Source organism: Enterobacter sp. K16B (assembly GCF_020216105.1).
GTDB lineage: Bacteria > Pseudomonadota > Gammaproteobacteria > Enterobacterales > Enterobacteriaceae > Enterobacter > Enterobacter sichuanensis.
Genome location: NZ_JAIWJZ010000007.1, coordinates 1 through 12,732, shown reverse-complemented (window position 1 = coordinate 12,732; position 12,732 = coordinate 1). Strand labels below are relative to the sequence as shown.

Genomic DNA, 12,732 nt, shown 5'->3' with positions numbered 1-12,732 from the left:
TGGGCTCTCGTCCATTGCGATTATCGTTGCCCCGGTACTCGGCCCGACGCTGGGGGGCTGGATCACGGATAACTACTCCTGGCGCTGGGTCTTCTTTATCAATATCCCGGTGGGGATTGTCACGGTGCTGGCGATCTACCAGCTGCTGGAAGATCCGCCGTGGGAGAGTAAATCGAAAGAGAAGCTGACCATCGACTGGACGGGGATCGGCCTGATCGCGCTCGGCCTCGGCTGCCTGCAGGTGATGCTCGACCGGGGCGAAGACGAGGACTGGTTCTACTCGCACTTTATTCGCACCTTCGCGGTGTTAACCCTGATCGGCATTATTGGCGCCATTTACTGGCTGATGTATGCCAAAAAACCGGTGGTAGATCTGCACTGCATGAAAGACCGCAACTTCGCCGTCTCAAGCCTGTTGATGGCGGGGATGGCGATGATCCTCTACGGTAGCTCGGTGGTGATCCCGCAGCTGGCGCAGCAGGATTTGGGCTACACCGCTACCTGGTCCGGGCTGGTGCTGTCGCCTGGCGCGGTGTTGATAGTGCTGACCATCCCGCTGGTGCTTAAGCTAATGCCGGTGGTGCAGACGCGCTGGATTATTGCCTTTGGCTTTACCTGTCTGGCGGTGTCGTTCTTCTGGTCACGCACGCTCACTCCGGATATCGACTTCGAAACGCTGGTGCTGTTCCGCAGCGCCCAGTCGCTGGGGCTGGGGTTCCTGTTTGTTCCGCTGACCACCATTGCCTTTATTTCGATCCCGCGACGGCTGAACGCCGATGCGGCGGCGCTGTTTACCATGTTCCGTAACGTTGCGGGCTCGGTTGGGATCTCGCTGTCGACGGCGGCCATCACCGAACGCTCACAGGCGCACAGCGCGCATCTGGCGTACCACGCCTCGCCGTTTAACGAGCAGTTCCAGCAGGCGATACGCGAGAGCGCCCAGGCGATCCAGAATTTCACCACCCAGGTGGGGGATCCCACCGGGATTGCCACCGGACGCCTGTACCAGACCATGATTGAGCAGTCGCGCTTCCTGGCCTACATCGATGTCTTCACCCTTCTGAGCGCGGTGGCCTTGTTGCTGATTCCGTTTTGTTTGTTGCTCTCGCCGGTTAAGAGCGAGGGGAGTGCAGGAGCACACTGATGATACACAGACGTTTACACCCCCTGATGATAATGATGCTGCTGGCCGGCTGCGCCGTCGGGCCGGATTATCAGCCGCCCGCGCCGCCTGCCGTGACGCACTGGAACGATAAAGGCGACGGCGGGGTGAAATCGCAAACCACCTCCGCCGCGACCAACCCGCGCTGGTGGAAAACCTTCGGCTCGCCGCAGCTCGACAGCCTGGTTGAACGCGCCATCGCCGGAAACCTGACGCTGCAGCAAACGGTGCTGCGCATCGCGGGAGCGCGTGAACAGATTAACCAGGCGGGCGGGGCGTTTTACCCGTCGGTGAACGGTAATCTGCAGGCGACGCGCCAACAGCTCGGTCTGGAAGGCGAATTGAAATCCCACGGGGTGTATGACCAGCTGGATAACGTTGATCCTGAGCTGCGGGGCGCGTTAGGACCGCTGACGCAGCCGATCAACCTCTATCAGGGCAGCTTCGACGCCCAGTGGGAAATCGACCTGTGGGGCAAAGTGCGCAGGCAGGTCGAGGCGGCACAAGCGCAGCAGAAAGCGGCTATTGAACAGCGTAACGATGCGCTGGTGTCGCTGGAAGCGGAAGTGGCCCGCGCCTGGCTGCAGCTGCGCGGGGCGCAGAGCATTATCGCCACCCTGAACACGCAGATTAAAAGCGCGCAACAGACGCTGGATCTCACCGAAAGCCGCCAGCGCGGCGGGCTGTCACCGCAGATGGATGTCGAAAACGCCCGGGCGCAGCTGGGCAATCTTGAAGCACAGCTGCCACAGTATCAGGCACAGGAGCGCCAGGCGATGAACGGTCTGGCGATCCTGCTCGGCAAGCCGCCGGGCGCGCTGGATGCAGAACTACAATCCGCGCAGCCGATGCCGGCCCTGCCGGATATCGTACAAACGGGCATTCCGTCGACGCTGGCGCGACGCCGCCCGGACGTGCGGGAAGCGGAAGCGAATCTTCATGCCGCCACGGCGCAAATCGGCGTCTCGGTGGCCCAGCTGTTCCCGAGCTTTACCCTTTCCGGGCAGTTTGGCCTGCGAAACAGCGAAACCAACTGGCTGACCGACTGGAGCAGCCATTTCTACAGTTTTGGTCCGCAGGTGTCGATTCCCATCTTCCAGGGCGGACGGCTGGTCTCCAGCGTGAAACTGGCGCGTGCGCAGCAGGGGGCGGCGGTGCTGGACTATCGCCAGACGGTGCTGACCGCGCTCGGGGATGTGGAGAATGCGCTGGTGAGCTACCGTACCGATCAGCAGCGTGAAGCGGGCCTGGCGAAAACCATCGACGCGCTGCAAAACGCCTTTGACCTGGCGAGCGACAGCTACCGGCAGGGGATCGCCAGCTTTATCGACGTGCTGGATGCCCAGCGACAGCTGGCGCAGGCCCAGCAGCAGCGCGCCCAGGCGCAGGTGCAAAGCGCCCTTGACCTGGTGGCGCTCTACAAGGCGCTCGGCGGCGGCTGGGAGCTGTATCAGCAGGTGCAATTACCGGACTACACCGTCTTTGGCGATGCCCCGCGCGGATAAATTTTCAGAGGATTGGGCAAGAAACGGACAGGAACGCCACATTCGCGATGGCTGAGAGGCGGGTATAACTATCGGGTACCCAATCGACATGCGAGGAATGACATATGCGTTATCAAAAACTGGGCAACACCGGTCTGTTTGTTTCTGAACTCTGCCTCGGCACCATGACGTTTGGCGGTGAAGGCGGCATGTGGGGCAAGATTGGCCAGCTGCAGCAAAATGAGGCCGAGCAGCTGGTGGGCCGCGCGCTGGACGCCGGGATCAACTTTATCGACACCGCGGACGTCTATTCGGAAGGGCGCTCGGAGGCGATTACCGGTCAGGCGCTCAAAAACCTGAAAATCCCGCGCGAAAACGTGGTGGTGGCTACCAAAGTATTCGGCGAAACGGGGACGGCAGGGGTGAACTCACGCGGCAGCTCGCGCTACCACATCATCAGCAGCGTGAAGGAGAGCCTGCGCCGTCTGCAGCTGGATCATATCGATCTCTACCAGCTTCACGGTTTCGACCCGGCCACGCCGATTGAAGAGACGCTGTACGCGCTGGATAACCTGGTGCAGCACGGCCATGTGCGCTACATCGGCGTCTCGAACTGGGCAGCATGGCAGATTGCCAAAGCGCTCGGTATTTCTGAACGTCTCGGCCTTGCGCGTTTCGCATCGCTCCAGGCGTATTACACCATCGCCGGACGCGATCTGGAGCGCGAGCTGGTGCCGATGATGCAGAGCGAAGGCGTCGGGTTGATTGTCTGGAGCCCGCTGGCGGGCGGTCTGCTGAGCGGAAAATATGGCCGCGACGGGCAGAGTGAAGCCGGTGGTCGTCGTCTGGAGTTCGACTTCCCGCCGGTGAATAAAGAACGCGCCTTCGACTGCGTGGACGTGATGCGCACTATCGCCGAAAGCAAGGGTGTCTCCGTCGCGCAAATCGCACTGGCGTGGCTGCTGCATCAAAAAGCCGTCACCAGTGTGATCATTGGTGCCAAACGCGTCGAACAGCTGGATGACAACATTGCCGCCACTGGGATCCGCTTAAGCGAAGACGAGCTTAAACAGCTTGATGCGGTCAGCGCGCTGCCGCGCGAATATCCCGGCTGGATGCTGGAGCGGCAGGGTGAATATCGCCGTAATCAGCTCGCACAACAATAACCTTCCTTTCCCCGGTAGGCGCTTCGCTTACCGGGGCTTTTTTCCCGCCTTGCTCACAAAAAACGATCCTCCTCTTTGATCGCTTTTACCTCTTCGTCTATATGACTAGTCATGAAATTTAAATGACTAGTCATATAGGGAGAGACCATGAACAATCAGCTACCAGCCAACTTTTTATGGGGCAACTCGGTATCCAGCATGCAGACGGAAGGGGCATGGAATGAGGGCGGAAAGGGGATGTCGGTCTACGACATTCGCGAAGCTGGGGAGAACATCTCTGACTGGAAGGTGGCGACCGACTCCTACCACCGCTACCGGGAAGATTTCGACCTGATGCAGGATCTGGGGATGAACTGTTACCGCTTCCAGATCTCCTGGAGCCGGGTCTGCCCGCAGGGTGACGGTGCGTTCAACGACGAGGGCATCGCGTTTTATGACCGCTTTATTAACGACCTGATCGCTCGCGGTATTGAGCCGATGGTCTGCCTCTACCACTTCGATATGCCGCTGGCGCTGGCGCAGGAGTACAACGGCTTCAATGACCGCCGGGTGATGGACGCCTTTATCCGCTACGGTAAAAAGATGATCGACTGCTTCGGTGACCGGGTGAAGTACTGGCTGACCTTTAATGAGCAGAACATTTTCCATATGCCGGAAGCGTTTCGTATTTCCGGCTACATGAAAGGGGAGAAAACCCTGCGCGAGCTGTACGAACTGCAGCACCATACGATGGTGGCGCACATGGCGCTGACCGAGTATCTGCACCAGACCAAACCGGGCCAGCTAATGGGCGGCATGCTGGCGCATCAGCTGATCTACCCGGCCACCTGCAAACCGCGCGATATCTTGTGCGCCCAGCAGTACGACGAATTCCTCAACCAGAACCTGCTGCGCGTTTTTGCCGGTCAGGGCTACAGCCCGGCGGTCATGGCGGTGGTAGAGCAGGAAGGGTTTGGCGATCTCTACCGCGCCGAGGATTTAGCGCTCCTGGCGCACACCAAAAACGACTTTATGGCCTTCAGCTATTACGCCAGTAAAACGCTGGACAGCGATGCGATCCCGGAGGGCACGCCGGTCAACTATTACCTGCTGCACGGCGAGAAAAATAACCCGTACCTGAAAGCCACCGAGTGGAACTGGCAGATCGACCCGCTCGGTTTTCGCACCATCATTACCCGCTACGCCAACGACTGGCGCATGCCGGTGTTCCCGATTGAAAACGGCATTGGCGTGATTGAGTCCTGGGACGGCGTCAACCCCATCGAGGATACCTACCGCATTGACTACCACCGGGCGCATATTGAGGCGATGAAAGCCGCGATATTTGAGGATGGTGCAGAGGTGATGGGCTACCTCGGCTGGGGGTTGATCGACATTCTCAGCTCCCAGGGCGATATGCGTAAGCGCTACGGGGTGGTCTATGTCAACCGTGAAAACCACGACCTGAAAGACCTGAAACGCGTGCCGAAAAAGAGCTACGCGTGGTTAAAACAGGTAATCCATACCAACGGACGCGAGATGTAAGCCGTACGCTGCCGGGCCGTTTTTGTGACTGATTGATGGGAACTATCCGCTATGTCTGAAACAAAAATCACACCGCATATGCAGTCCTTTGTCGACAAATTTGTTGAGTTCTCGGCGCGCCTGGCAAACCAGGTGCACCTGCGCTCCCTGCGCGACGCCTTCGCCACGGTGATGCCGATTTTCATCCTCGCCGGACTGGCGGTGCTGGTGAACAACGTGGTGTTTCCGTGGATCCTGGAAGGCGACACGCTTACCCACTTTAAGGTGTGGGGCGAGGCGATCATTAACGGCACGCTGAACATCGCCGCGCTGCTGCTGGCGCCGATGATTGCCTGGTCGCTGGCGCGCAACAAAGATTTCGACAATCCGGTCTCGGCAGTGGTTATCGCCGTCAGCAGCTTTATCATCATGATGCCGATGCGCTTACAGGTCACGCCCGTCGGCAGTGAGACCACGGTAAACGTCACCCAGGTGTTGACCTTCGCCAATATCGGCTCGACCGGGATTTTCGCCGGCGTGTTGATTGGTCTGCTGTCGACGGAGCTGTTTATCGCTATCTCGCGACTGAAGGCGCTGCACATTTCGCTCGGGGAAAACGTGCCGCCGGCGGTGAGCAAATCCTTTACCGCGCTGATCCCGACCATCCTGACGCTCTCGCTGTTTGCTATCCTGGCAGCCCTGCTGGCAAACGTGCTGCATACGGATCTGATCCATCTCATTACGACCTTTATCCAGCAGCCGCTGCGGCTCATCAATACCAGCCTGCCGGGAACGATTTTCATCTATAGCTTTGGTAACTTTCTGTTTACGCTGGGGATCCATCAGTCGGTGGTGAACAGCGTGGTGCTGGAACCATTCCTGCTGATCAACACCAATGAGAACATGCTGGCCTTCGCCAACGGTCAGCCGATCCCGCATATCATCAATAACATTTTTGTGCCGACGTTTGGCATGGTGGGCGGAACCGGCAGCACGATCTCGCTGCTGATCGCCATCTTTATCTTCTCGCGGCAACAGTCGGCGAAGCAGGTGGCGCGTCTGTCGCTGGCACCGGGTCTGTTCAATATCAACGAGCCGGTGATTTTTGGGCTGCCGATTGTCTTTAACCTGCCGCTGATGATCCCGTTTGTGCTGTTACCCGCCATCGGCATCTATTTTGCCTGGCTCTGTACGACCCTGGGGTTGATGTCGCGCTGCGTGGTGATGATCCCCTGGACGACACCGCCGATCCTAAGCGCCTGGCTGGCGACGGCGGGGGACTGGCGGGCGGTGGTGGTGCAGTTGGCAATCATCGTATTTGGTGTATTCTTCTACCTGCCTTTCCTCAAGATTGCCGAGAGAGTGGCGTTAAAAAACAGCGGGATAGAAACTAACTGAAAGGAAGGACGATGGCGGCGAAGTACATCACCATAGCGCGGGAAATCAAGAAACGCATCATCAGTCAGCAGTACGCCGCCAATGAACCGCTGCCGGACCAGTTTGCGCTGGCCGCGGAGTTCAATACCAGCCGGATGACCATTCAGCAGGCCATGCGTCAGCTGATTGTCGAAGGGCTGGTGTATACCCGCCAGGGGCAGGGGACGTTCATCCGCAAGAATTTTCTTCAGCTGTCGCAGTGGGATCTCTCCGGCAGCGACTACTTTGGCGCGACCAAAACCTGGGAGCATCTGGGTACGGTGACCAGCCAGGTGGTGCATTTTGAACTGCGTTTTCCGAACGAGAAAGAGCAGGCTTCGCTGATGATCAACGCCGATACGCCCGTCTATGATTTCATTCGCCTGCGTCTGCTCAACGGTGAGCCGATGTCGCTGGACGCCACGGTGATGCCGCTCAATCTGGTGCCCGGCCTGAATAAGAGCCATCTTGAAAGCTCGGTGTTTCGCTATGTCCAGGAGACGCTGGGGCTGAAGATTATGGGATCGTACCGGGTAGTGCGGGCATTAAAGCCGAATGCGCTGGACATGCTGCATCTGGTCTGCGAGGAGAGCGACCCGGTGCTGGAGGTGGAGCAGGTGATCTATCTGGAAGATGGCACGCCGCTGGAGTATGCCCACTGCCACTACCGGTACGACCACGGCGGGATTGTGATCGTCAATAACGGGTAAAAAAAAGCGGGCATCGAAGCCCGCTTTTTTCTTTTTGGCGATTAGTTCAAACGCACCGGCATACCGGAGCGGTTCTGCACCGCCTGGTCAACAATCGTCGTCTCGACGTCAGGCTGAGAGGTCACCGCCTGCACCGCGCTGTTCAGCGTAATCGGTACGATTTCGTTATTGTTGATCTGATCTTCGCTGGTGGACAGCGGGTTGTGCACTTCGATGTAACGGCTACCATCTGGCTCAGACGTGGCTTTCACCGGTTCGTTGATGAACTGCACACGCGTCCCGACAGGTACGTTTTCGAACAGGAATTTGATGTCGTCGTTACGCAGACGTACGCAGCCGTGGCTGACGCGCAGGCCGATACCGAAGTTGGCATTAGTACCGTGAATAGCATACAGACGGCCAATGTACAGCGCGTACAGACCCATCGGGTTATCCGGGCCTGCCGGGACCACGGCTGGCAGCGGCTCGCCTGCTGCGATGTATTCCGCGTGCATTTTCGCCGTTGGGGTCCAGGTTGGGCCTGCTTTCTTACGCTCAACTTTGGTGGTCCAGTTCAGCGGGGTGTCTTTGCCCAACTGGCCGATACCGATTGGCAGCACGATCACGGTGTTGGTGCCTTTCGGGTAGTAATACAGACGCATTTCCGCGCTGTTGATGACGATACCTTCATGAACGGTATCCGGCAGGATCAACTGCTGAGGAATGTTAAGCACGGTCCCGGCTTTTGGCAGATACGGGTCAACGCCCGGGTTCGCTTCCAGCATGTTAGACAGGCCCAGCTGATACTGCGCCGCAAAATACTCCAGCGGCTGAGTGTTACCCTCAGGCACCGTCACTACCTGGTTTTGACCCACCAGACGGCTACCGTCTGTCGGCAGCGGATAAGTCACCGCAGAAGCGGTTTTGCAAAAACCTACTACGGCTAACGCCGCCGCAAAAAGCGTTGTTAATTTCATGTTCATGTTGTGCGAGGTATCTAAGCCATTCAGGCGTGAGTTGATAAGTCTGAATCTGTGATGGGAGCGCATTATATGTGCATTCCCGCTAACAGGGAATTCAGATGTGTACGAAATCACATTTTTTTCGATTTTGTTAAAGTTTAGCGGAGCGTCGCAACACGGGATCTCAATTCGGAATTGTGGCATAATGCCGTGTTTATCACACTTTTCGCAGGAATCTCCCCGTGTTAGTTACCAGCAACGTCACGATATAGTTTCAAAGTAACTAATTGTTTTCTTTATCTTTCTTACCTCCCTGATGAACTCATAACACATACATTACTATTGCTCTTCGCTGCATTGCACGTAAAATGACCAAAAATGAGCTTATTGAAAGCGTAGCGATGACAAAGCCTGAGGGATACTTTATGGACATAGCATTACTCAACAAGGGGAGAAACAGGGCTTGGTCAGATACGATGGTGAATCTTGAGGCTCGTAAGCTAGTTGAAACAGCCAACCAACTATCTGCATTCTATTTGCATGATGGTCTTACACGAATCAAGTTTGTCGAAGAGATAAAGCAGATCGTAGAAAAGGAATTTGCAGCAGCACGATTTGCTAAAACTGATGAAGAGTGTATGGCCTGTATCAAGAATCTCCGTGCAGAAAGTGACAATTTACGTGAACAAGATCGCCTGTTAAGAACCAGAGCTGCGCAGCTTTATGCGAAAGTCGAATTCATCAGGGAAAACAATAAAATAGTTGGTTATGTTATCTCAGCTGTGAATATTGTTATATCAGGGATGGCTGCTATTGGTGGCGCAATAATGATGACGACCGGAACACCAATAGGGATATTAGCGGGAGCGATACTAGTAGTAGATGGTGCAAATGGTATAACAAAAGAAGTCGATAAAATATTGCATGGACAACAATCAAAATCGGAAGGTATTTTCGCTGATGGTATAATGGAAACAGCCAGTTTTATGGGCTTCAAACCTGAATCAGGGCTCGCTGCTTACAAAGCTATTTCGCTTAGCGCAAGTGTTTACACTATTTTTGGCTTGTCGAGGAAAGCAGAAGCATGGAGGCTTTTTCGTTATATTCCAAACGATTACTATCGGAAGATTACAGTTATGAGCAAACCAAAGCTGACTATGAAAATCGTTGGCTACGGAATCAAAGCTAAGGTGATTTTCGATCTTATCAATACAGACTAACTCCTATTTTTCCTACAAAACCGCCAGGATTTATATGAAATTACTGGTGGTTGTATAAAGATCAAGAACATTGATGTTATTAATAAGCCAATACTTCCTGATATTAACTTGCCTGTACTGGAATAAGCAGCTAAAACTATCAATGATAGTAAAAAGAAAAACAATATGCAAATCAGGATATTAAACCTTTTAGCCAGGTCATGTACTACCTCATCAAAATCTCCTCCAAAACTTTCAATGTTGTTTTTTAAAACCTGTATTTCTTTGTTAGTAAATCCCGATTTCAACAAAGAATCTTCTGTAATGCCCATTCTGTCACTCCGTTTGGTCATAAAGTGCTCTTAACAGAGGCTGATTATACTTATGAAATTTAAAGCATACCAGCTTTAGTCCTTATCCCGGATTGGAGAATCCACAATCTCTTAGACATGTCTAAACCAAGCTGTGGAAGTGGTAACTAAGCGGTATTTTATCAAGTGTTATAATTTAAATTGATCACTTTTTTTAATGGCATACATCCCCATTCCGTTCGATGATGAAACAGCACAGTTTTTACTAAAGTTGCATGCGTTAAGCAGCAAGCAGAAAAGCCAATAAAATCATATTATTGACTCACTAAATATTTCAAAATGATTATTAACTCACGTCACTTTCAACCTATTCCCTTTTGAAATCATTACCACTCTGTATGTGTATACAGTTTTAAAAAGTGTGCATAGAAGCTATTGTGTTAGAACATTATAATTGCTTTGTTCTAGACATTTCAGGGAGGTAATCATGTCAGGCATGTCAGGAGTATCAAATAATGCGACTTCAAACATTTTGGGTTTTGATTACCAAAAGTTTATAGCTTTAGAACGATGTTTGAGTGGAAAAGAAAACGATGTTATATGGATTGAGTGTTTTGGTGATGTTGCTCATAATGGAACGAGCATTGAAGTAAAGCATCATTCTTCAAAGACTTGGCTTAATGATACACATAAAGATTTTTGGAAGACACTATATAATTTAATGTCGGAAGATTCTGTTTACGATAATTTTACTCGATTTGAGTTATTAACGACTTCAGACATCAAAGAAGATGTCTATTTTTTATAAATGGAATGAATTATCTGCGAATGTAAAAATTGAGCGTTTAAAGAAAGTTATCCCTACTAAAGCCATTAAGAAATATCATGATAAATTTATGAGCGTATGTGAAAAGGAGATACTTACTCTTATTGATAAACTCAATATTATATCATCACAACCTATAATCTCTCAGAAAAATATGCAAAATATGAAAAGAGATTAAATAATATAATGACTCAGATTTGTAATCAACTCGATTTTGAACAAGAATTGAAACCTGCAAATCTTTATTTTTCGTTAGAATCTTTTGATTTTTATCATAAGCTTGGTGAGCAAAAAATTAGGCTTCATGAAATGGGGAGCGGAGCTAATTGGCTTGCATGTCACTTGTCTTTATTTCTATCTATTTTATATATTCTGTCCACAGAGAAAAAATCGTGCATTCCAATATTCCTTTTTTTAGATCAACCGAGTCAGGTTTATTTTCCATCAGGGTTTTATGATGAAAAAGAAAAAGACTCAGATGTCAAACAAGTGGAGAATATATTTAATACTGTTGTTACTCTTCTGGGTCATATCAATAAGAAAATGGGGTATATGCCTCAAATTATAATCTTAGAACATGCAGATAAATTAGAACTTCAATCTATTGATTTTGAATCTTTAGTTAGAAAGAGGTGGAAAGAAAATGGTGAGAAGCTAATATAAAATTTATTTCAATAGTTGGGGGGGTCTATTAATGTTATATTAGTTTAAAATCTTTCATTTGATTATTTTTTTAGAGGTCGACCTTGATGTGTTTTTAAATAAAGACTGCTAGCGGGAATCGCTATTATTAATGGGGTAGCATTCATTGTTATATTCAACAAGCTCATAGCCATCGTTATTTAAGATTTTAGCTATTTTATGTGTCCCATATCCTTTTCGACGCAAATCGATAATCCGTTTGACGGTGTCAAGCTTTTCACTAAAAACAAACTTATCTTGCTTTCGTTCTAACCAGAAAGGGAGAACTTTGTTGATTATTTCACCATTTAAAGCACGTTGACGTTGCTGTCCTTTCGTCTCACGTAAACGCTGAGACTTTTCTCCAATTCTTTAGGCGCCAGATCAGCTGCTAGAGCTATCCTGATGACACTTACGAGGTCGTTGACAGATTCACACAAGCCATCGACCAATGAAGCGATGAAGACGTTGTTTTGCGAAATTGACTTAATGATTTGTTGAGTGACGTCGATACCTCGACGACTCAGACGGTCCAGCGATTCAATGATGATAGTCGAGCCTTGCTCAATTTGACCATTCTCAATTGCTTCAAGCATATCTCCAAGCGAAGGCCTGTTTCCCTCTTTGAATGCTGAGATTCCGAGATCTTGGAAGTTCTAATCTGATAGAATTAGACTATTAGCATATGCATACTGTTCTGCAAGTTCGATTTGGCGCCTTACCGAGTCGCCTTGTTCCTGCTTCTTTGATGAAAATCTTATGTAAGAGTATGCTTTTCCGTTTTGTTTCATATACACCTCAGTAACTTACAAGAGAGTATCAATTTTGCTTCTTTGCAACAATATCACTATGCAGTTTGGCAGTAAGCCGCTGTTCGAAAACATTTCCGTCAAATTTGGCGGCGGCAACCGTTACGGCCTGATTGGTGCCAACGGTAGCGGTAAATCCACCTTTATGAAGATCCTCGGCGGTGACCTGGAGCCGACGCTGGGCAACGTTTCGCTCGACCCTAACGAGCGTATCGGTAAGCTGCGTCAGGATCAGTTCGCCTTTGAAGCGTTCACCGTGCTCGACACGGTGATCATGGGGCACGCGGAGCTGTGGGAAGTGAAGCAGGAGCGCGATCGTATCTATGCGCTGGCCGAGATGAGCGAAGAAGACGGTTATAAAGTGGCCGATCTGGAAACGCAGTACGGCGAAATGGACGGTTACTCCGCGGAAGCCCGTGCGGGCGAGCTGCTGTTGGGCGTGGGTATTCCGGTAGAACAACACTACGGCCCGATGAGCGAAGGTGCGCCAGGCTGGAAGCTGCGCGTGCTGCTGGCGCAGGCGC

13 protein-coding genes are annotated in these 12,732 nt (G+C 51.7%); 10 read left to right on the top strand and 3 right to left on the bottom strand.

Translation table 11 applies throughout. From position 1 onward, the window contains the following. From LDK53_RS01840 to LDK53_RS01815, 6 genes are all read left to right on the top strand, one after another. A partial coding sequence (locus LDK53_RS01840; RefSeq protein ID WP_225283792.1) for a DHA2 family efflux MFS transporter permease subunit occupies positions 1-1,144 on the top strand: 1,144 nt, incomplete at its 5' end. Then, positions 1,144-2,667: an efflux transporter outer membrane subunit gene (locus LDK53_RS01835; protein ID WP_225283790.1), complete on the top strand. Its 1,524-nt coding sequence runs from the start codon at positions 1,144-1,146 to the stop codon at positions 2,665-2,667. The genes LDK53_RS01840 and LDK53_RS01835, both read left to right, overlap by 1 nt. 104 nt (positions 2,668-2,771) lie before the next feature. Then, positions 2,772-3,812 carry an aldo/keto reductase gene (locus tag LDK53_RS01830; RefSeq protein ID WP_225283788.1) on the top strand — a complete coding sequence of 347 codons (1,041 nt, stop codon included), beginning with the start codon at positions 2,772-2,774 and terminating at the stop codon, positions 3,810-3,812. A 147-nt stretch (positions 3,813-3,959) separates the two neighbouring features. Further along, positions 3,960-5,336 carry a glycoside hydrolase family 1 protein gene (locus tag LDK53_RS01825; protein ID WP_225283786.1) on the top strand — a complete coding sequence of 459 codons (1,377 nt, stop codon included), beginning with the start codon at positions 3,960-3,962 and terminating at the stop codon, positions 5,334-5,336. A 51-nt stretch (positions 5,337-5,387) separates the two neighbouring features. Further along, entirely contained in the window at positions 5,388-6,713 is a 1,326-nt protein-coding gene (locus LDK53_RS01820; RefSeq protein ID WP_095449999.1) for a PTS sugar transporter subunit IIC, read from the top strand. Between the two features lie 11 nt (positions 6,714-6,724). Further along, positions 6,725-7,441, top strand: a complete 717-nt coding sequence (locus LDK53_RS01815; protein WP_225283784.1) for a GntR family transcriptional regulator — start codon at positions 6,725-6,727, stop codon at positions 7,439-7,441. 41 nt (positions 7,442-7,482) lie between these two features. Here LDK53_RS01815 and ldtB read toward each other — a convergent pair whose 3' ends face one another. Further along, positions 7,483-8,403, bottom strand: coding sequence for a L,D-transpeptidase (gene ldtB / locus LDK53_RS01810; RefSeq protein ID WP_025757284.1), 921 nt, complete (start codon positions 8,401-8,403; stop codon positions 7,483-7,485). A gap of 404 nt (positions 8,404-8,807) precedes the next feature. On the opposite strand from ldtB, the gene LDK53_RS01805 reads away from it, so the two are divergent. Continuing rightward, on the top strand, positions 8,808-9,602 hold the full coding sequence (locus tag LDK53_RS01805) for a DUF4225 domain-containing protein (protein ID WP_126801481.1): 795 nt from the start codon (positions 8,808-8,810) through the stop codon (positions 9,600-9,602). Here the strand turns inward: LDK53_RS01805 and LDK53_RS01800 are convergent. Further along, a complete protein-coding gene (locus LDK53_RS01800) occupies positions 9,599-9,913 on the bottom strand; it encodes a hypothetical protein (RefSeq protein WP_126801466.1) in 315 nt (104 codons plus the stop codon). The genes LDK53_RS01805 and LDK53_RS01800 overlap by 4 nt on opposite strands. 466 nt (positions 9,914-10,379) lie before the next feature. On the opposite strand from LDK53_RS01800, the gene LDK53_RS01795 reads away from it, so the two are divergent. Beyond that, a complete protein-coding gene (locus tag LDK53_RS01795) occupies positions 10,380-10,700 on the top strand; it encodes a hypothetical protein (RefSeq protein ID WP_225283781.1) in 321 nt (106 codons plus the stop codon). Positions 10,701-10,841: 141 nt separating this feature from the next. Beyond that, the gene (locus tag LDK53_RS01790) at positions 10,842-11,381 is read left to right on the top strand and encodes a DUF3732 domain-containing protein (protein ID WP_318527745.1); all 540 of its coding nucleotides are present in this window, start codon (positions 10,842-10,844) and stop codon (positions 11,379-11,381) included. Positions 11,382-11,707: 326 nt separating this feature from the next. On the opposite strand, the gene LDK53_RS01785 is transcribed toward LDK53_RS01790, so the two are convergent. Then, the gene (locus LDK53_RS01785) at positions 11,708-11,995 is read right to left on the bottom strand and encodes a recombinase family protein (protein ID WP_263643416.1); all 288 of its coding nucleotides are present in this window, start codon (positions 11,993-11,995) and stop codon (positions 11,708-11,710) included. Between the two features lie 253 nt (positions 11,996-12,248). On the opposite strand from LDK53_RS01785, the gene LDK53_RS01780 reads away from it, so the two are divergent. Then, the coding region (locus LDK53_RS01780) for an ATP-binding cassette domain-containing protein (protein ID WP_412174820.1) at positions 12,249-12,732 on the top strand (484 nt) is incomplete at its 3' end.

Bases quoted from the DNA above. Each gene is read 5' to 3' on its own strand.
- LDK53_RS01835 (WP_225283790.1), top strand. From the start codon at position 1,144: ATGATACACAGACGTTTACACCCCCTGATGATAATGATGCTGCTGGCC.
- LDK53_RS01830 (WP_225283788.1), top strand. From the start codon at position 2,772: ATGCGTTATCAAAAACTGGGCAACACCGGTCTGTTTGTTTCTGAACTC.
- LDK53_RS01825 (WP_225283786.1), top strand. From the start codon at position 3,960: ATGAACAATCAGCTACCAGCCAACTTTTTATGGGGCAACTCGGTATCC.
- LDK53_RS01820 (WP_095449999.1), top strand. From the start codon at position 5,388: ATGTCTGAAACAAAAATCACACCGCATATGCAGTCCTTTGTCGACAAA.
- LDK53_RS01815 (WP_225283784.1), top strand. From the start codon at position 6,725: ATGGCGGCGAAGTACATCACCATAGCGCGGGAAATCAAGAAACGCATC.
- ldtB (WP_025757284.1), bottom strand. From the start codon at position 8,403: ATGAACATGAAATTAACAACGCTTTTTGCGGCGGCGTTAGCCGTAGTA.
- LDK53_RS01805 (WP_126801481.1), top strand. From the start codon at position 8,808: ATGGACATAGCATTACTCAACAAGGGGAGAAACAGGGCTTGGTCAGAT.
- LDK53_RS01800 (WP_126801466.1), bottom strand. From the start codon at position 9,913: ATGGGCATTACAGAAGATTCTTTGTTGAAATCGGGATTTACTAACAAA.
- LDK53_RS01795 (WP_225283781.1), top strand. From the start codon at position 10,380: ATGTCAGGCATGTCAGGAGTATCAAATAATGCGACTTCAAACATTTTG.
- LDK53_RS01785 (WP_263643416.1), bottom strand. From the start codon at position 11,995: ATGCTTGAAGCAATTGAGAATGGTCAAATTGAGCAAGGCTCGACTATC.